The 17,364-nt window shown below is 61.4% G+C and carries 17 protein-coding genes; 13 read left to right on the plus strand and 4 right to left on the minus strand.

Going from position 1 to position 17,364, the window contains the following annotated elements:
- The first annotated feature begins 125 nt into the window (after positions 1-125).
- The 9 genes from mdcA to madM all read left to right on the plus strand — a co-directional run bounded on the left by mdcA (position 126) and on the right by madM (position 7,396).
- Entirely contained in the window at positions 126-1,796 is a 1,671-nt protein-coding gene (gene mdcA / locus IB245_RS11040) for a malonate decarboxylase subunit alpha (RefSeq protein WP_008026213.1), read from the plus strand.
- Positions 1,796-2,671 carry a triphosphoribosyl-dephospho-CoA synthase gene (locus IB245_RS11045; RefSeq protein WP_192227552.1) on the plus strand — a complete coding sequence of 292 codons (876 nt, stop codon included), beginning with the start codon at positions 1,796-1,798 and terminating at the stop codon, positions 2,669-2,671. The genes mdcA and IB245_RS11045 overlap by 1 nt, the downstream gene beginning before the upstream one ends.
- A complete protein-coding gene (locus IB245_RS11050) occupies positions 2,671-2,970 on the plus strand; it encodes a malonate decarboxylase subunit delta (protein WP_154912939.1) in 300 nt (99 codons plus the stop codon). The genes IB245_RS11045 and IB245_RS11050 overlap by 1 nt, the downstream gene beginning before the upstream one ends.
- Positions 2,963-3,826 carry a biotin-independent malonate decarboxylase subunit beta gene (locus IB245_RS11055; protein WP_192227553.1) on the plus strand — a complete coding sequence of 288 codons (864 nt, stop codon included), beginning with the start codon at positions 2,963-2,965 and terminating at the stop codon, positions 3,824-3,826. Before IB245_RS11050 ends, IB245_RS11055 begins: the two co-directional genes overlap by 8 nt.
- Positions 3,823-4,626 (plus strand): biotin-independent malonate decarboxylase subunit gamma, encoded by an 804-nt coding sequence (mdcE, locus tag IB245_RS11060; RefSeq protein ID WP_192227554.1) that lies wholly within the window; start codon positions 3,823-3,825, stop codon positions 4,624-4,626. The genes IB245_RS11055 and mdcE overlap by 4 nt, the downstream gene beginning before the upstream one ends.
- Positions 4,620-5,240, plus strand: a complete 621-nt coding sequence (locus IB245_RS11065; protein WP_192227555.1) for a malonate decarboxylase holo-ACP synthase — start codon at positions 4,620-4,622, stop codon at positions 5,238-5,240. The genes mdcE and IB245_RS11065 overlap by 7 nt, the downstream gene beginning before the upstream one ends.
- Positions 5,237-6,148, plus strand: a complete 912-nt coding sequence (gene mdcH, locus IB245_RS11070; RefSeq protein WP_192227556.1) for a malonate decarboxylase subunit epsilon — start codon at positions 5,237-5,239, stop codon at positions 6,146-6,148. The genes IB245_RS11065 and mdcH overlap by 4 nt, the downstream gene beginning before the upstream one ends.
- Before the next feature lie 65 nt (positions 6,149-6,213).
- The gene (madL, locus tag IB245_RS11075; protein WP_192227557.1) at positions 6,214-6,630 is read left to right on the plus strand and encodes a malonate transporter subunit MadL; all 417 of its coding nucleotides are present in this window, start codon (positions 6,214-6,216) and stop codon (positions 6,628-6,630) included.
- Between the two features lies 1 nt (position 6,631).
- Positions 6,632-7,396 carry a malonate transporter subunit MadM gene (gene madM, locus IB245_RS11080; protein WP_192227558.1) on the plus strand — a complete coding sequence of 255 codons (765 nt, stop codon included), beginning with the start codon at positions 6,632-6,634 and terminating at the stop codon, positions 7,394-7,396.
- 112 nt (positions 7,397-7,508) lie between these two features.
- Here the strand turns inward: madM and IB245_RS11085 are convergent, their stop codons facing one another.
- The gene (locus tag IB245_RS11085; RefSeq protein ID WP_008033325.1) at positions 7,509-8,423 is read right to left on the minus strand and encodes a LysR substrate-binding domain-containing protein; all 915 of its coding nucleotides are present in this window, start codon (positions 8,421-8,423) and stop codon (positions 7,509-7,511) included.
- 232 nt (positions 8,424-8,655) lie between these two features.
- On the opposite strand from IB245_RS11085, the gene trhA reads away from it, so the two are divergent.
- Positions 8,656-9,273, plus strand: coding sequence for a PAQR family membrane homeostasis protein TrhA (gene trhA, locus IB245_RS11090; RefSeq protein ID WP_192227559.1), 618 nt, complete (start codon positions 8,656-8,658; stop codon positions 9,271-9,273).
- A gap of 113 nt (positions 9,274-9,386) precedes the next feature.
- Here trhA and IB245_RS11095 read toward each other — a convergent pair whose 3' ends face one another.
- Entirely contained in the window at positions 9,387-10,106 is a 720-nt protein-coding gene (locus IB245_RS11095) for a 16S rRNA (uracil(1498)-N(3))-methyltransferase (RefSeq protein WP_192227560.1), read from the minus strand.
- 151 nt (positions 10,107-10,257) lie between these two features.
- Positions 10,258-11,664 (minus strand): adenosylmethionine--8-amino-7-oxononanoate transaminase, encoded by a 1,407-nt coding sequence (locus tag IB245_RS11100; RefSeq protein WP_008045039.1) that lies wholly within the window; start codon positions 11,662-11,664, stop codon positions 10,258-10,260.
- A gap of 223 nt (positions 11,665-11,887) precedes the next feature.
- Here IB245_RS11100 and IB245_RS11105 point away from each other — a divergent pair, with 223 nt between their 5' ends.
- The 3 genes from IB245_RS11105 to IB245_RS11115 all read left to right on the plus strand — a co-directional run bounded on the left by IB245_RS11105 (position 11,888) and on the right by IB245_RS11115 (position 15,087).
- Complete coding sequence (locus IB245_RS11105) at positions 11,888-13,654, plus strand: flavin monoamine oxidase family protein (protein WP_192227561.1); 1,767 nt, start codon at positions 11,888-11,890, stop codon at positions 13,652-13,654.
- A 252-nt stretch (positions 13,655-13,906) separates the two neighbouring features.
- The gene (locus IB245_RS11110) at positions 13,907-14,458 is read left to right on the plus strand and encodes a cytochrome b (protein WP_008033319.1); all 552 of its coding nucleotides are present in this window, start codon (positions 13,907-13,909) and stop codon (positions 14,456-14,458) included.
- 32 nt (positions 14,459-14,490) lie between these two features.
- Complete coding sequence (locus IB245_RS11115; RefSeq protein ID WP_008033318.1) at positions 14,491-15,087, plus strand: YceI family protein; 597 nt, start codon at positions 14,491-14,493, stop codon at positions 15,085-15,087.
- Positions 15,088-15,325: 238 nt separating this feature from the next.
- Here IB245_RS11115 and IB245_RS11120 read toward each other — a convergent pair whose 3' ends face one another.
- The gene (locus tag IB245_RS11120) at positions 15,326-17,200 is read right to left on the minus strand and encodes a DEAD/DEAH box helicase (protein ID WP_192227562.1); all 1,875 of its coding nucleotides are present in this window, start codon (positions 17,198-17,200) and stop codon (positions 15,326-15,328) included.
- Positions 17,201-17,364: the final 164 nt, after the last annotated feature.

Here is a 17,364-nt window from a genome sequence, read left to right on the forward strand (position 1 = left end):
CCCGCGAAGGCGTCTGTCCTGCCAACCATTACCCTGACCGTAACGATCCGTCTCTCTGCTTGATTGATGCCCCCCACCCAACCCTCCTAAGGTGACTCCCACGACAGCGAACCCGTGGAGTGGTCATGACAACAACAATATCCCCCGACTCGCGATGGACGCGGCGGCGCAGCGAAAAGCAGCGGCGTCTGGCGTTGGTCAAAGGCCTGGCTGACGGTGTGGTGCTGCCCACCGACAACATCGTGGCAGCGCTGGAGGCACTGATCCTGCCCGGCGACCGCGTGGTGCTGGAGGGCAACAACCAGAAGCAGGCGGATTTCCTTTCGCGCTCCCTGGCCAAGGCCGATCCTGCCAGGCTCCACGACCTGCACATGATCATGCCCAGCGTCGGGCGCTCCGAGCACCTGGACCTGTTCGAACGCGGCATCGCCCGCAAGCTCGATTTCTCTTTCGCCGGCACCCAAAGCCTGCGCATCAGCCAATTGCTGGAAGACGGCCTGCTGGAAATCGGTGCGATCCACACCTACATCGAGCTCTACGCACGATTGGTAGTCGACCTGATTCCCAACGTCGTGCTCTCGGCCGGTTTCATGGCCGACCGCGCCGGCAACATCTACACCGGCCCCAGCACCGAAGACACGCCCGCATTGATCGAACCAGCGGCCTTCAGCGACGGCATCGTCATCGTTCAGGTGAACCAGCTTGTCGATGACGTTACTGACCTGCCGCGTGTCGACATCCCGGCCTCTTGGGTCGATTTCGTGGTGGTGGCCGACAAGCCGTTCTATATCGAGCCGCTGTTCACCCGCGACCCACGGCACATCAAGCCTGTGCACGTGTTGATGGCGATGATGGCGATCCGCGGGATCTACGAAAAACACAACGTGCAGTCGCTGAACCACGGCATCGGTTTCAACACTGCCGCCATCGAATTGATCCTGCCGACCTACGGCGAATCCCTAGGCCTCAAAGGCAAGATCTGCCGCAACTGGACGCTCAATCCACACCCGACCTTGATCCCGGCCATCGAAAGCGGCTGGGTCGAAAGCGTGCATTGCTTCGGCACCGAACTGGGCATGGAAAACTACATTGCTGCGCGGCCGGACGTGTTCTTCACCGGGCGCGACGGGTCGCTGCGTTCCAACCGGATGTTCAGCCAACTGGCGGGGCAATACGCGGTGGACCTGTTCATCGGCGCGACCCTGCAAGTCGATGGCGACGGCCATTCTTCCACCGTGACTCGCGGGCGCCTGGCCGGTTTCGGCGGGGCACCGAACATGGGGCACGACCCGCGTGGGCGGCGTCACGGCACGCCGGCCTGGCTCGACATGCGCCACGGCGATGCGCCGGAACCCTTGCTCGAACGCGGCAAAAAACTCGTGGTGCAAATGGTCGAGACGTTCCAGGAGGGCGGCAAACCGACCTTCGTCGAAACCCTCGACGCGATTGAAGTGGCGAAGAAAAGCGGCATGCCGCTGGCGCCGATCATGATTTACGGCGACGACGTCACCCACCTGCTGACCGAAGAAGGCATTGCCTATTTGTACAAGGCGCGCTCGCTGGAAGAGCGTCAGGCAATGATCGCCGCCGTCGCTGGCGTGACTGCCATCGGCCTGCGTCACAACCCGAAAGACACCGCCCGGATGCGTCGCGAAGGCTTGATCGCCTTGCCTGAAGACCTCGGCATCCGTCGCACCGACGCCACCCGCGAATTGCTCGCCGCCAAAAGCGTGGCCGATCTGGTCGAGTGGTCCGGTGGTCTCTACAACCCGCCCGCCAAGTTCAGGAGCTGGTAATGCACGCATTCAACCTGCAACCCAAACCTCTGTCGCTGGCCGAACGGCTGGCGGACCTGGCAGTGGACGCGCTGATCGACGAAGCGGACCTGTCGCCGAAACCGGCGCTGGTGGATCGTCGCGGCAATGGCGCACACACCGATTTGCACCTCGGGCTGATGCACGCTTCGGCGTTGTCGCTGTGGCCGGCATTCAAGGAAATGGCGGAATCGGCCATCGCGTTTGGCGAAGTCGGTGTACCGCTGCGCGAAGCGATTGGACGGATTGGCCGGGAAGGCGAGCAAACCATGCTCGCCACCACTAACGGTGTGAACACACATCGGGGAGCGATCTGGGCGTTGGGCCTGCTGGTCACTGCCGCCGCGCTGGACTGCTCGAATACCCACGCAAGCACGGTGACGTTGCGCGCCGCCCGACTGGCGATACTCGACGACCGTTTCGCCCCGCGTCCTCTGAGCCACGGCGCCCAAGTCGCCCAACGTTACGGCGCGCGTGGTGCCCGTGAAGAAGCCCAACTCGGTTTCCCTTCGGTGATTCAACGCGCACTGCCGCAACTCAAACGCAGCCGCGCCGCCGGCCATGGCGAACAGAACGCCCGGCTCGATGCCTTGCTGGCGATCATGACTCAACTGAGTGACACCTGCGTGCTCTACCGCGCCGGCGAACAAGGCCTGCACACCATGCAACTCGGTGCCCAGGCGGTGCTCGACGCGGGTGGCAGCGCCAGCCTCGCCGGTCGCCGTCGCTTGCATGAACTGGACGAACAATTAATTGCGTTGAATGCCTCGCCCGGCGGCGCTGCGGACTTGCTCGCAGCCAGCCTGTTTATCGACCGCATTGCGTCGGCTGACGGCATCAACCAGGGAGCGTTTTGATGGAAACCTTATCCTTTGAATTCCCCGCCGGGCAGCCGCCACGCGGTCGTACGCTGGTGGGTTGTGTCGGCTCGGGCGATCTGGAAGTGCTGATCGAACCGGGTCAGACCGGCAAGCTGACCATCAAGGTGCAGACCTCGGTCAATGGCGCCGAACAACGCTGGCAGCATCTGTTCGCACGGATGTTCGACGGCCAGACACCACCGGCAATGGCCATCGATATCCACGATTTCGGCGCGACCCCCGGTGTGGTGCGCTTGCGTCTGGAACAAGGCTTTGAGGAGATCGGCCATGACTGACAGTGCAGTGCTCCCCCAGCCATACCTACAAAGACGCAGCTTCATCGAACTCGGCGCCCGACACCGGGCGAAAGCCTTGCTCGACGCCGGCACCTTCCGCGAATTGCTCGACCCGTTTCAACGCGTCATGTCGCCGTGGCTGGCGCGCCAGGGCGTGGTGCCGCAAGCCGATGACGGCGTGGTGATTGCCAAGGGCAGCCTCGGCGGATTGCCGGTGGTGATCGCCGCCATCGAAGGTGCGTTCCAGGGCGGCAGCCTCGGCGAAGTCGGCGGGGCGAAGATTGCCGGTGCGCTGGAGCTCGCCGCTGAAGACAACCGCAACGGCATTCCAACCCGCGCCGTGTTGCTGCTGGAAACCGGCGGCGTGCGCTTGCAGGAAGCCAACCTCGGGTTGGCGGCAATTGCCGACATTCATGCGGCGATTGTCGATCTGCGCCAGTACCAACCGGTGATCGGCGTGGTGGCGGGCAGCGTCGGCTGCTTTGGCGGGATGTCGATTGCCGCCGGGTTGTGCAGCTATTTGTTGGTGACACAGGAAGCACGGCTTGGTTTGAACGGCCCGCAGGTGATCGAACAGGAAGCCGGGCTTGAAGAATACGACTCCCGCGACCGTCCGTTCATCTGGAGCCTGACCGGGGGCGAGCAACGCTTTGCCAGCGGTCTGGTGGATTGCTTTGTCGCTGATGACGTAGCGCAGGTCCGGCAGCAGGTCAGTGAATTGCTGCAACAAGGCTTGCCGGAACAACAACGCAGTCGTCAGGCCGATCTGTTCCTGCAACGGCTGGCCCGCCTGGACGCCGAGCCGCAAATCGATGCGGCGACGGTTCGCGATCTGTATCAAGGAGAGCGCTCATGAGTTCGTATTCCCTGCGAGGTTTGAACTGGTTCAACGCCTTGAGTGCAGGCGCGAAACCGGTGGAGGGTTTGCCTGCATCACTGAAAGCCGCTGATGGTGTGGTGGGCGAACAACCGGTCCGGTTTATCGCAGTGGTGGCAGATCCCGACAACCGTTTCGTCCGCGCTCGCAACGGTGAAGTGGGTTTGCTGGAAGGTTGGGGCTTGGCCAAGGCTGTGGATGAAATCATCGTGGCTGACGCTGATAAATCGCATAAGCGCGCCGTGATCGCGATCATCGATGTGCCGAGTCAGGCTTACGGTCGGCGCGAAGAAGCGCTGGGCATTCATCAGGCACTGGCCGCTGCGGCGGACAGTTATGCCCGCGCCCGGTTGGCTGGCCACGCTGTGATTGGTTTGCTGGTGGGCAAGGCGATGTCCGGAGCGTTTTTGGCTCATGGCTACCAGGCTAACCGGCTGATCGCCCTGCGTGATCCGGGCGTGATGGTGCATGCGATGGGCAAGGCGTCAGCGGCGCGGGTGACCTTGCGCAGTGTCGAAGAATTGGAAGCACTGGCCGCCAGCGTGCCGCCGATGGCGTATGACATCGACAGCTACGCCAGTCTCGGTTTGCTGTGGGAAACCTTGTCGGTGGACCAGATTGAGCAGCCAACATCAGCGGATCTGGCGCGAGTGACGGAATGCCTGAATCTGGCGATTGGCGATGTTGCCGCAAGCGGTCGCGATTTGAGCAGCCGTTTGGGCGCGAGCAACCGCGCCGCGTCGAGCACGGTTCGCCAACTGCTGAGAGCGCAGTGGTGAACACGTTTCTGGCTCACGACCTGCTGTGGGGGATGACCCCGGAGCAGTTGCCTGCGCAGGCGCCTGCGTGGGTGATCGAGTCGATCAGCGCGGGTCAGCCGGTGGTGGTTCGGCGTGCGTTGAGTACGCCGGGTTTCATCGCGGTCGGGGTTCGTGGACGGTTGCGTGAGCAGCGGTATGCGACGGTGATGGCGGTCGATGCGGTTCAGCGTCGGGTCACACCGGAAGCGCTGTGTCATGTCTCGATCGATCGGGATTTGCCCGCCGTGCAGGCCCTCAACCAATTGCGGCCGTTGCTCGATGGTTGCGGTTGGGTGTGGGGTGTCAGCGGCAGTGCCGGATTTGAATTGGCCAGTGGTGGTGTTGCTTTGCATGAGGGCAGCGATCTGGATTTGATCCTGCGTACGCCGCAGGTTCTGGAACGGTTAAAGGCGCAGGAACTGCTGAAGATTCTGGACAGCGCCGCGTGCCAGGTGGACATGCAATTGCAGACGCCATTTGGCGCCGTCGCCCTGCGTGAATGGGCCGGTCCTGCGCGTCGGGTGTTGCTGAAAAACGCCAGCGGAGCCTGTCTTGTGATTGATCCGTGGAACCCGCTGGAGCAAGCAGCGTGAGCAGTTTGTTGGTGTTCCCCGGCCAGGGCGCGCAGCAGCCGGGCATGCTCCATCGTTTGCCTCGCGAGACGGTGATCGAGGCGAGCGAAGTGCTTGGCGAAGACGCATTGCAGCTGGATTGCGCTGAAGCATTGAAATCGACACGGGCGGTTCAGCTGTGCCTGTTGATTGCCGGTGTCGCGGCTTCGCGCCAGTTATCGATGACGCCGGATTACGTGGCGGGCTTGTCCATTGGTGCATATCCGGCCGCCGTGGTTTCGGGTGCCTTGAGCTTCAGCGATGCGCTGCATCTGGTCAGCCTGCGCGGTGAATTGATGCAGCAGGCTTATCCACACGGCTACGGCATGACCGCGATCATCGGTCTCGATTTATCCACAGTGGAAGGCTTGCTGGCGCAGGTTCACAGCGTCGATACGCCGGTTTACCTGGCCAATATCAATGCCGATAACCAGGTGGTGATTGCCGGCAGCGACGGCGCGATGAAGGCCGTCGCCGAGTTGGCGAAAGGGCGCGGCGCAGGCCTGGCCAAGCGACTTGCCGCCAGCGTGCCGTCGCACTGCCCGCTGCTGGATGCGCCGGCGAAAACCCTGGCCGAAGCCTTCGCCAATGTGAAATTGAAAGCGCCGACGCTGGGCTACCTGAGCGGCAGTCGCGCGCGGCCAATCATCAACATCGAAGCCCTGCGCGAAGACCTGGCTTACAACATGTGCCGCATCGTCGATTGGCGCGGCACGGTACAAAGCGCCTACGAGCGCGGCGTACGGCTACAGATCGAACTGCCGCCCGGTGCGGTGCTGACCGGGCTGGCGCGCCGGGTGTTCGAGCAGGGCACCGTGATTGCCTTCGACGGTGCGCGGCTCGACACCTTGCAGGCGCTGTTGCGTGAGGAGGGAAGCCGCCAACTCTAGACCTCCAACTCAGGCCTTCGAACAACAAAAACAACATTCGACGATGCACTTTGAGGACTACAACAATGATTATTTACGGTGTGGCGCTGTTGGCGATCTGTACGCTGGCAGGGGTGATTCTGGGCGATGCGCTGGGCGTAATGCTGGGCGTCAAATCCAATGTGGGCGGGGTCGGGATCGCGATGATCCTGTTGATCTGCGCGCGGTTGTGGATGCAAAAGCGCGGCGGCATGACCAAGGATTGCGAGATGGGCGTCGGCTTCTGGGGCGCCATGTACATTCCGGTGGTGGTGGCGATGGCGGCGCAACAGAACGTCGTGACCGCATTGCACGGCGGCCCGGTCGCGGTGCTCGCGGCCATCGGTTCGGTGGTGCTCTGCGGTTGCACCATTGCCCTGATCAGCCGGACCCACAAAGGCGAACCGTTGCCTGATGAACCTGCGGAACTCACGCCCCTCGGCACGCCAGTAGGAGGCCGCTGATATGTTGGAAGTCATCGAGAAAGGCTTGGCAACTAACGGTCTGGTCACGGCGTTCGCGTTCGTTGGCGTGATCATGTGGGTGTCGGTGGTGTTGTCCAAACGCCTGACGTTCGGGCGGATTCATGGCTCGGCGATTGCCATTGTCATCGGCCTGGTCCTGGCGTGGGTCGGCGGCACCATGACCGGCGGGCAAAAAGGCCTGGCGGACCTGACACTGTTCTCGGGTATCGGTTTGATGGGCGGCGCGATGCTGCGTGACTTTGCCATCGTCGCCACGGCGTTCGAAGTGCAGGCCACCGAAGCGAAAAAGGCCGGGATGATCGGCGTGATTGCGCTGTTGCTGGGCACGGTGTTGCCGTTCATTGTCGGGGCGAGCATTGCCTGGGTGTTTGGTTATCGCGAAGCAATAAGCATGACCACCATCGGTGCGGGCGCGGTGACGTACATCGTCGGCCCGGTGACTGGCGCGGCGATTGGCGCGAGTTCCGATGTGGTCGCATTGTCGATTGCCACCGGGTTGATCAAGGCGATTCTGGTGATGGTCGGCACGCCGATGGCAGCGCGCTGGATGGGGTTGGATAACCCGCGCTCGGCGATGGTGTTTGGCGGGTTGGCCGGCACGGTCAGCGGTGTGACCGCCGGGTTGGCGGCGACGGATCGGCGGTTGGTGCCTTATGGCGCGTTGACGGCGACGTTCCACACCGGGCTTGGGTGCTTGCTTGGGCCATCGTTGTTGTACTTCATTGTTCGCGGGATTGTTGGTTAGGCCGATGATTCATCGCTGATTGTTCTGACGTCTTCGCGGGCAAGCCTCGCTCCTACAGAGACTGCATATCCCTGTAGGAGCGAGGCTTGCCCGCGAAGGGTGCGACGCGGTCTTAAGCCTGGCGATTGGCATACATCCGACACTCCGCCAGCAGCGCGAGCAAATTGGGGTCGCGCTCCTTGGCCTTCAAAAACACCACGCCAATGTGCTGCTGCAACCGATACTTTTCCTGCAACGGAATCAGCTTCACCCGGTTTTCATACACCGCTGCAATCCTTCCTGGCAGCAACGCATAACCCACCCCCGAACTGACCATGCTCAGCAGGGTGAAGATGTCGTTGACCTGCATCGCCACCTTCGGCTCGAACCCCGCCTGTTTGAACACCCGATTGCCATCCTGGTGCGTGGCGAAGCCTTGGGTCAGGGTAATGAACGTCTCGTCGCGGACTTCGGCCAGATCGACTTCCGTGCGTTGGGCAAACTTCGAGTCCGCCGGGGTGGCCAGGAAAATGTCATCGGAAAACAGCGGGATCTGCTCGCAATCCGGGTCGTTCACGCTCTCGTCCAAAGACACCAGGATCGCGTCGACTTCCATGTTCTTGAGCTTGTACAACAGGTCGAAATTCGAGCCGAGGATCAGGTCGATGTTGAGTTCGCTGCGGCGGATTTTCAGGCCCATGATCAGTTGCGGAACGGTCTTCACCGTCAGCGAATACAACGAACCCAACTTGAAGCGCTCAGCCGAGAACCCGGCGGCTTCGCGGGTCAGACGCACGGTTTCGACCACGTCCTGAATCAGCTTTTGCGCCCGTTCTTCCAGCACGTAAGCACTTTCAAGCGGCGTCAGGTTACGACCTTCGTGCTTGAACAGCGGGCAGCGCAGGGCACTTTCCAGTGAGTGGATCGCCCGGTGCACACTGACGTTGCTGGTCTGCAACTCGGCAGCGGCGCGAGCCAGATTGCCGGTGCGCATGAAGGCGAGGAACACCTCGAGTTTTTTCAGGGTCAACTCTTCATCGATCAGCATGGGCGTGACTCTTATTCGAATGGCTCGATTGTGCCCAATTCCTGAAGCGCACGCAGACCTTTGTAGGAGCCAGCTTGCTGGCGATGGCGGCCTTGAAATTATCGTAACGCTTGAGGGCCAATCGCCGGCAAGCCGGCTCCTACAGGGTGCGAGGGTGTATGAAGAGTTGCGCTTTTACGCTTGAGGCCTGAGCCTTGCGCAACGCTGCATTGGATTGTGAGGTGAGCAACACATGTACCACGGGGAAAGATTGAACGCCTGGACGCATCTGGTCGGGGCGGTGGCGGCGACGGTCGGGGTGGTGTGGATGCTGGTGATCGCCGGCATGGATGGCAGCCCTTGGAAAATCGTCAGCGTGGCGATTTACGGATTCACCTTGATGGTGCTCTACAGCGCCTCGACCGTTTACCACAGCGTGCGGGGGCGCAAGAAAGCGATCATGCAGAAGGTCGATCACTTTTCGATCTACCTGTTGATTGCCGGCAGCTACACACCATTTTGCCTGGTGACCCTGCGCGGGCCGTGGGGCTGGACGTTGTTCGGGATTGTCTGGGGGCTGGCGTTGATCGGCATCCTTCAGGAGATCAAGCCGCGTTCGGAAGCGCGGATCCTGTCGATCGTGATTTACGCGGTGATGGGCTGGATCGTGCTGGTGGCGGTCAAGCCGCTATTGGCGGCGCTGGGGGCGGCCGGGTTTGCCTGGCTGGCGTCGGGCGGGATTTTGTACACCGTGGGGATTATCTTTTTTGCCCTGGATCATCGGTTGCGGCATGCGCACGGGATCTGGCATTTGTTCGTGATCGCGGGGAGTTTGCTGCACTTTGTGGCGATTATGTTTTACGTCCTGTAAACCGCGTCGCGGCCAATCGCTAGCAGGCTAGCTCCCACAGAAATCTCCAGTGAACATGAAACTGGTGAACACCCAAAATTCAATGTGGGAGCTAGCCTGCTAGCGATGGCGGCCTAGAAATCACCCCAAAGTTGCTGGGCAACCGCCAGTGCAACCACTGGCGCAGTCTCGGTGCGCAACACCCGCGGGCCGAGGCGGGCGGCCTGGAAGCCGCTGGCCTTGGCCTGATCGACTTCGGCATCGGACAAACCTCCCTCCGGACCGATCAGGAATGCCAGACTTGAAGGTTTGGCATGACTCACCAACGGCTCAGCCACCGGATGCAGCACCAGCTTCAACTCCGCCTCGGTCTGCTTCAACCAGTCCGCCAACAACACCGGCGGGTGAATCACCGGCACCCGTGAACGCCCGCATTGCTCGCACGCGCTGATTGCCACCTGGCGCCAGTGCATCAGGCGTTTGTCGGCGCGCTCGTCCTTCAAGCGGACTTCACAGCGGTCGCTGAAGATCGGGGTGATTTCGGTCACGCCCAGTTCGGTGGCTTTCTGAATCGCCCAGTCCATCCGCTCGCCACGGGACAGGCCCTGGCCGAGATGGATCTGCAGCGGCGATTCGATTTGCCCGGCGAAGCTTTCGTCGATCTGCACCACGACGCGCTTCTTGCCGACCTCGACCAGCGTCGCGCGAAACTCATGACCCGAACCGTCGAACAGTTGCAACGCATCACCCTCGGCCATGCGCAGCACGCGGCTGATGTAATGGGCCTGGGCCTCGGGCAACTCGTGCTCGCCAGTGCTCAGGGGGGCGTCGATGAAAAAGCGGGACAGTCTCATGCGGGTTCTCTGGAAAGTGTTAAATCATCTGAATCGGTGGCGACTTCATTCGCGAGCAAGCCCGCTCCCACATTGAAATGCATTCCCCTTGTGGGAGCGGGCTTGCTCGCGAAAGCGGCAGCCCAGACACCCACAAGCTCAAGCCAATCAATCAACCCGGATCGCGGAAACCGGGGTGGAAATCCTGCGGCACCGACACGCTCACACTGTTGCGCGTCGCAATGTCGATCCCTTCACTGGCCACTTCCGCCAGAAAGTCGATCTGCTCCGGGGTGATCACGTACGGCGGCAGGAAATACACCACGCTGCCCAGCGGTCGAAGTAAAGCACCGCGTTCCAGCGCGTGCTGGAACACCTTCAAGCCACGACGTTCCTGCCACGGATAAGCTTCCTTGGTCGCCTTGTCCTTGACCATCTCGATGGCCAGCACCATGCCGGTCTGACGCACTTCCGAGACGTTCGGATGATCGGCCAGGTGCGCGGTGGAGGAGGCCATGCGCTGGGCCAGCGCCTTGTTGTTCTCGATCACGTTGTCTTCTTCGAAGATATCCAGCGTCGCCAACGCCGCCGCGCACGCCAGCGGATTGCCGGTGTAACTGTGCGAATGCAGGAACGCACGCAAGGTCGGGTAGTCGTCGTAGAACGCGCTGTAGACATCTTCCGTCGTCACGCACGCCGCCAGCGGCAGGTAACCGCCGGTCAGGGCCTTGGACAGGCAGAGGAAATCCGGGCGGATGCCGGCCTGTTCGCAGGCGAACATCGTTCCGGTGCGGCCGAAGCCGACGGCGATTTCGTCGTGGATCAGGTGCACGCCATAACGGTCGCAGGCTTCGCGCAGCAATTTCAGGTAAACCGGGTGATACATGCGCATGCCGCCGGCGCCCTGGATCAGCGGCTCGACGATCACCGCCGCAACGGTGTCGTGGTTTTCGGCCAGGGTCTGTTCCATCGCGGCGAACATGTTGCGCGAGTGCTCTTCCCAGCCCATGCCTTCAGGGCGCAGGTAACAATCGGGGCTCGGCACCTTGATGGTGTCCAGCAGCAACGCCTTGTAGGTTTCGGTGAACAGCGGCACGTCGCCCACCGACATCGCCGCCATGGTTTCGCCGTGGTAGCTGTTGGTCAGGGTGACGAAGCGCTTCTTGTTCGGCTGGCCGCGGTTCAGCCAGTAGTGAAAGCTCATTTTCAGCGCGACTTCGATGCAGGACGAACCGTTATCGGCGTAGAAGCATCGGGTCAGGCCTTCCGGCGTCATCTTCACCAGACGCTCGGACAACTCGATCACCGGCTGATGGCTGAAACCGGCGAGGATCACGTGTTCCAGCTGATCGACCTGATCCTTGATGCGCTGGTTGATGCGCGGGTTGGCGTGGCCGAACACGTTGACCCACCAGGAGCTGACGGCGTCGAGGTAGCGTTTGCCTTCGAAGTCTTCCAGCCACACGCCTTCACCGCGCTTGATCGGGATCAGCGGCAGCTGTTCGTGGTCTTTCATCTGGGTGCAGGGATGCCACAACACGGCGAGATCGCGTTGCATCCACTGATTATTCAGGCCCATTTCCAGTCTCCTCGAGGCGGTCCGCGACAGGCGCGGACATACAATCGCGCAAGCCTATGCAATGCGTGGCATCGGGACAACCCATTGTGTCGAATGAGCTACTTTGTATAGGGCGATAGACGTCGCTGGCGGGCCTTTGATGGCTGACGTATTCTTCGCGGTTCTTTGAGTCGTCTGACTCGCAAAACCGCTTTTTTCTACGTGTATTTCCGGAGTTCGCTGAATGTCTGCTGGTTGGCTGCGCGCCTGTGCGCTGGTGATGTTGGGGCTGTTCAGCGTGTCTGCGCTGGCCAAGGATAAAACGGCGATCGTGATCGGCGGCGGGCTCTCGGGCCTGACGGCGGCGTACGAACTGCAGAACAAAGGCTGGCAGGTCACCCTGCTGGAAGCCAAGCCGACCCTGGGCGGTCGTTCCGGCATGGCCACCAGCGAATGGATCGGCAACGACAAGACTCAGCCGGTGTTGAACAAGTACGTATCGACCTTCAAGCTGAGCACCACGCCGGCCCCTGAATTCGTGCGCACGCCGAGCTACCTGATCGACGGCGTGTATTACACCGCCGCTGACCTGGCCACCAAAGAGCCGGCCACCGCTGACGCGCTCAAGCGTTACGAGAAGACCCTGGACGACCTGGCACGCTCGATCGAAGACCCGCTGAACCCTGCCGCGACCAGCGCGCTGCATGCCCTGGACCAGATCAACGTCTCCAACTGGCTCGACCGTTTGACGTTGCCAGCCACGGCTCGCCAATTGATCAATCAGCAAATCCGTACCCGTTATGACGAACCTTCGCGCCTGTCGTTGCTGTACTACGCACAACAGAGCCGGGTTTACCGTGGCGTGTCCGACCGTGACCTGCGCGCTTCGCGCCTGCTGGGCGGCAGCCCGGTGCTGGCACAAGCCTTCGTCAAACAGCTGAAAACCATCAAGACCAGTTCCCCGGTCTCGTCCATCACCCAGGACAAGGACGGCGTGACCGTCAAGGTCGGCAGCGTCGGCTATCAGGCTGACTACGTCGTGGTCGCGGTGCCGTTGCGCGCCCTCAACAAAATCGTGATGACCCCGGCGCTGGATGCCCAGCACATGGGCGCGATCAAAGGCACCAACTACGGTTGGCGCGACCAGATAATGCTGAAGTTCAAGACGCCGGTCTGGGAAAGCAAGGCGCGCATGTCCGGCGAGATCTACAGCAACACCGGCCTGGGCATGTTGTGGGTCGAGCCGGCGCTGAAGGGTGGCGCCAACGTGGTGATCAACCTGTCCGGCGACAACGCACGAGTGATGCAGGCCTTCGGCGACAAGCAGATGGCCGATCAGGTGCTGATTCGCTTGCACACGTTTTATCCACAGGCGCGCGGTTCGTTCACCGGTTATGAAATCCGTCGCTACAGCACCGACCCGTCGATGGGCGGCGCTTACCTGGCCTTCGGTCCGGGCCAGATCAGCAAGTTCTGGCGCCTGTGGGAACGTCCGCTGCAACGCGTAGCGTTCGCTGGCGAACACACCGACACCTTGTACCCGGGCACTCTGGAAGGTGCGTTGCGCACTGGTCAGCGTGCAGCCGGTCAGGTTGAAGACCTGGCAGCCGGCAAGTCGTTTGAACCGGCGAAGGTTGTACCGGCAGCGACTGCTGCTGCAGCCGGCGCAGTGGCGGCGAAGAAAGGCAACTTCTTCAGCAACCTGTTCGGTGGTTCCTCGGACGACGACAAGAAGCCGGAACCTGTGAAAGCGCCAGAGCCCGTCACACCGCCAGCCCCGGCACCGGCTCCAGTAGCAGCCCCGGCCCCGGCGCCAGTGGAAGCGCCGAAACCTGCCGCCCCGGTGAAAGCCGAGCCGGCCAAGAAGGCTGCGGCCAAGGCACCGGCGAAAAAGCCTGCGGCCGAAACCAAAAAGGCCCCGGCGAAACCGGCGGCAAAGAAAGCTGAAGCGGCGAAGAAACCAGCAGCCAAACCTGCTGCGACCCCGGTAGCCGATACCAAAGCGCAGTAACCGTCTGGATTAAAGAAACGCGGCGTAAATGCCGCGTTTTTTTATGCCTGAAGAAAAGAATTGAATAAATCTCATGGCATTGGTGTTCTTGATCTGGACGTCATTTTTTTTCACACATTGGTCGTTAATCTTTCCTTAACTCACCGATTTCAGACTCTTGATCGTATTTCTCGATATTTCAAAGCGAAATTTTCCGCTTTAATTCGATAGATAACTCGATAGTCTTGGTCGCAATTCTCACAGGATTTGGGCATGCAGCTACGTAACTCTTCTTCCCGCTACGGTTGGGTCAGCATCTTCATGCACTGGGGCGTGGCGCTGGCGGTCTTCGGTCTGTTTGCGTTGGGCCTGTGGATGGTCGATCTCGACTACTACAGCACCTGGCGCAAAGATGCGCCGGAGCTGCACAAGAGCATTGGCCTGGTGTTGCTGGCCGTGATGGTGCTTCGGGTGCTGTGGCGCTTTATCAGCCCACCACCGCCAACGCTGGAAAGCTATGGCCGGCTGACGCGCATGGGCGCGAAGTTTGGCCATTCGTTCCTGTACCTGGGTCTGTTTGCTGTGATGATTGCCGGTTACCTGATTTCCACCGCAGATGGTGTCGGGATTCCGGTGTTTGGCCTGTTCGAAGTTCCTGCACTGGTTTCCGGACTACCGGACCAGGCAGACACCGCCGGTGAGATTCATCTGTATCTGGCATGGGTGCTGGTAATTTTTTCCGGTCTCCATGCGTTGGCAGCATTGAAGCACCACTTTATCGATCGTGATGCGACCCTTACTCGAATGCTGGGTCGCAAAGCCTGAAGTTCAACCTCGACTCCAAAGGAATAGAAAGCATGTTGAAAAAGACCCTCGCCGCTTTGGCAATCGGTTCCGCTCTGCTGTCCGCCGGTAACGTAATGGCAGCTGATTATGTCGTCGACAAGGAAGGCCAGCACGCCTTCGTTGACTTCAAGATCAGCCACCTGGGCTACAGCTTCATCACCGGTACCTTCAAGGATATCGACGGCAAGTTCAGCTTCGACGCTGCCAAGCCTGAAGACGCCAAGATCGAGTTCAATGTGAACACTGCCAGCGTCTTCACCAACAACGCCGAACGTGACAAGCACATCGCCAGCGGTGATTTCCTGAACGCGAGCAAATTCGCTAAAGCCACCTTCGTTTCCACCAGCGTCAAATCCACCGGCAAAAACGCCGCTGGCAAAGACACTGCGGACGTGGCGGGTGATCTGACCATCGCTGGCGTGACCAAGCCAGTCGTGGTCAAGGCGACTTTCCTGGGTGAAGGCAAGGATCCATGGGGCGGCTACCGTGCCGGCTTCGAAGGCACCACCAACCTCAAGCGTTCCGATTTCGGCAAGCAGAAAGACCTGGGCCCAGCGTCCGACGCGGTTGAACTGTACGTGACGTTTGAAGGTGTCAAAGCGAAGTAATTTTCGCGCCTGACACAAAAACGCCCCCGATCTCACGATCGGGGGCGTTTTTTATTGCCAAGCGTAATCTGCGTCGCACCACGAATCCTGTAGGAGCGAGGCTTGCCCGCGAAAGCGCCAGCGGCCTCACCACAGAAATCCGGTTGACCCCTTCGCGGGCAAGCCTCGCTCCTACGAAGAGCAGAAAAAAATGCCCCGGATCGTGAGATCAGGGGCATTTTTCATGGCTGGGTAAAACTCAGCGGTTGCGAGTCAGCAACGCTGGTTTCTCACCGCGCGGACGGCCTGGCAATTGATCAAGCTGTTCAGGTGTCGGGAAACGATCGGTTTTCGACTCCTTGTGAATGATCTTCGGAGCCGGGCCACGCGGGTTTTGCACGGCTGGTTCCGAACGTGACTGATCGTCACGTGCCGGGCGACGGTTGCGGCCTTCTTCGCGACGGGCCTGACCGTCACGAGGTGCACCGTTGCGTGGACCGCTGCGCTTGGCTGGCGGCGTGCCAGTGGAGGCGCCGTCGCTGCTGCGTGGACCGCTTTGGCGACCCTGAGGCTTGCCGCCGGTGCGTGGAGCACCTGCGCCAGCGGCCGTGCCTTGTGCCGGAGCACCCGGACGGCGGCCACGGCCCTGGGCCGGTTTGGCTTGAGGCACGTAGTCGACGCGGTTACCGAAGTTATCGATATCGTCGTCCAGGAACTCGTCCGGAGCGCGATCAGCGGCAGCGCGTGGCGCCGGGCGTTGTTGCTCGCGGGCAGGCGTGCCTTCGCGTGGCTTCTGCTCACGTGCCGGGCGCTCGCCACGGCCGCTGGCCGCCGGTTTTTCCTTGCCGCCCTTGTCCTTGCCCTTGTCTTTACGACCGCCGCCACCGCCGCTGCCGTTCGGACCGTCGCCGCGCGGGCCACGTGGGTTGCGCGGGTTACGCACGTCCGGACGCTCGCGCACTTCCGGTTTCTCGGCTTCCACGGCGCTGGAATCGAAGCCCATCAGGTCGCCGTCGGCGATTTTCTGCTTGGTCATGCGTTCGATGCTTTTCAGCAGTTTTTCTTCGTCCGGAGCCACCAGCGAGATCGCCTCGCCCGAACGACCGGCACGGCCAGTACGGCCGATACGGTGCACGTAATCTTCGTCGACGTTCGGCAGTTCGAAGTTGACCACGTGTGGCAACTGGTCGATGTCGAGGCCGCGCGCGGCGATGTCGGTAGCGACCAGGATGCGCACTTCGCCGGCCTTGAAGTCGGCCAGGGCTTTGGTGCGCGCGTTCTGGCTCTTGTTACCGTGGATGGCGACAGCGCTGAGGCCATGTTTATCCAGGTATTCGGCCAGGCGGTTGGCGCCGTGCTTGGTGCGAGTGAACACCAGCACCTGTTCCCAGGCGCCCGCGGTGATCAGATGCGCCAGCAGCGAACGCTTGTGGTTGGCTGGCAGGCGGAAAACCCGTTGTTCGATACGCTCGACCGTGGTGTTCGGCGGCGTCACTTCGATGCGTTCCGGGTTGTGCAGCAGCTTGCCGGCGAGGTCGGTGATGTCCTTGGAGAACGTCGCCGAGAACAGCAGGTTCTGACGCTTGGCCGGGAGGCGGGCCAGGACCTTCTTCACGTCATGGACAAAGCCCATGTCGAGCATGCGGTCGGCTTCGTCCAGCACGAGGATTTCCACGTGGGACAAATCGACGCTGCCTTGGCCGGCGAGGTCGAGCAGGCGGCCAGGGCAGGCCACCAGCACGTCAACGCCACGGGACATGGCCTGAACCTGTGGGTTCATGCCGACGCCGCCGAAGATGCAGGCGCTGACGAACTTCAGGTCACGGGCATAGACCTTGAAGCTCTCGTGTACCTGAGCCGCGAGTTCGCGGGTAGGGGTCAGGACCAGTACGCGCGGTTGGCGCGGGCCGTGACGCTGGGATTTGTCCGGGTGACCGTTAGGGAACAACCGCTCCAGGATCGGAAGGGCGAAGCCACCGGTTTTGCCAGTACCTGTCTGAGCCGCAACCATCAGGTCGCGACCTTGCAACACGGCGGGAATGGCCCGCTGTTGCACCGGAGTAGGCTCGGTATAGCCCGCTGCCTCGATGGCGCGGACTAAAGCCTCGGAGAGACCGAGGGAAGCAAAGGACATGAGTAATCCTGTTTTAGTTAGGGCTTGGCCCAATGGGAGTCTTGCCTGGCGCGAATGGCGTTTAAGAGGACGCAATCCCGTCCGGTCCTGCTGGGCCTCGAAGGCTCGTCTGGAGCGCTCGCGCGGGCTGAAAAGCTGCGCTGTAGCGGGGTCGAGATGCCTTG

It is taken from the genome of Pseudomonas sp. PDM02 (genome assembly GCF_014852285.1).
Taxonomy (GTDB): domain Bacteria; phylum Pseudomonadota; class Gammaproteobacteria; order Pseudomonadales; family Pseudomonadaceae; genus Aquipseudomonas; species Aquipseudomonas migulae.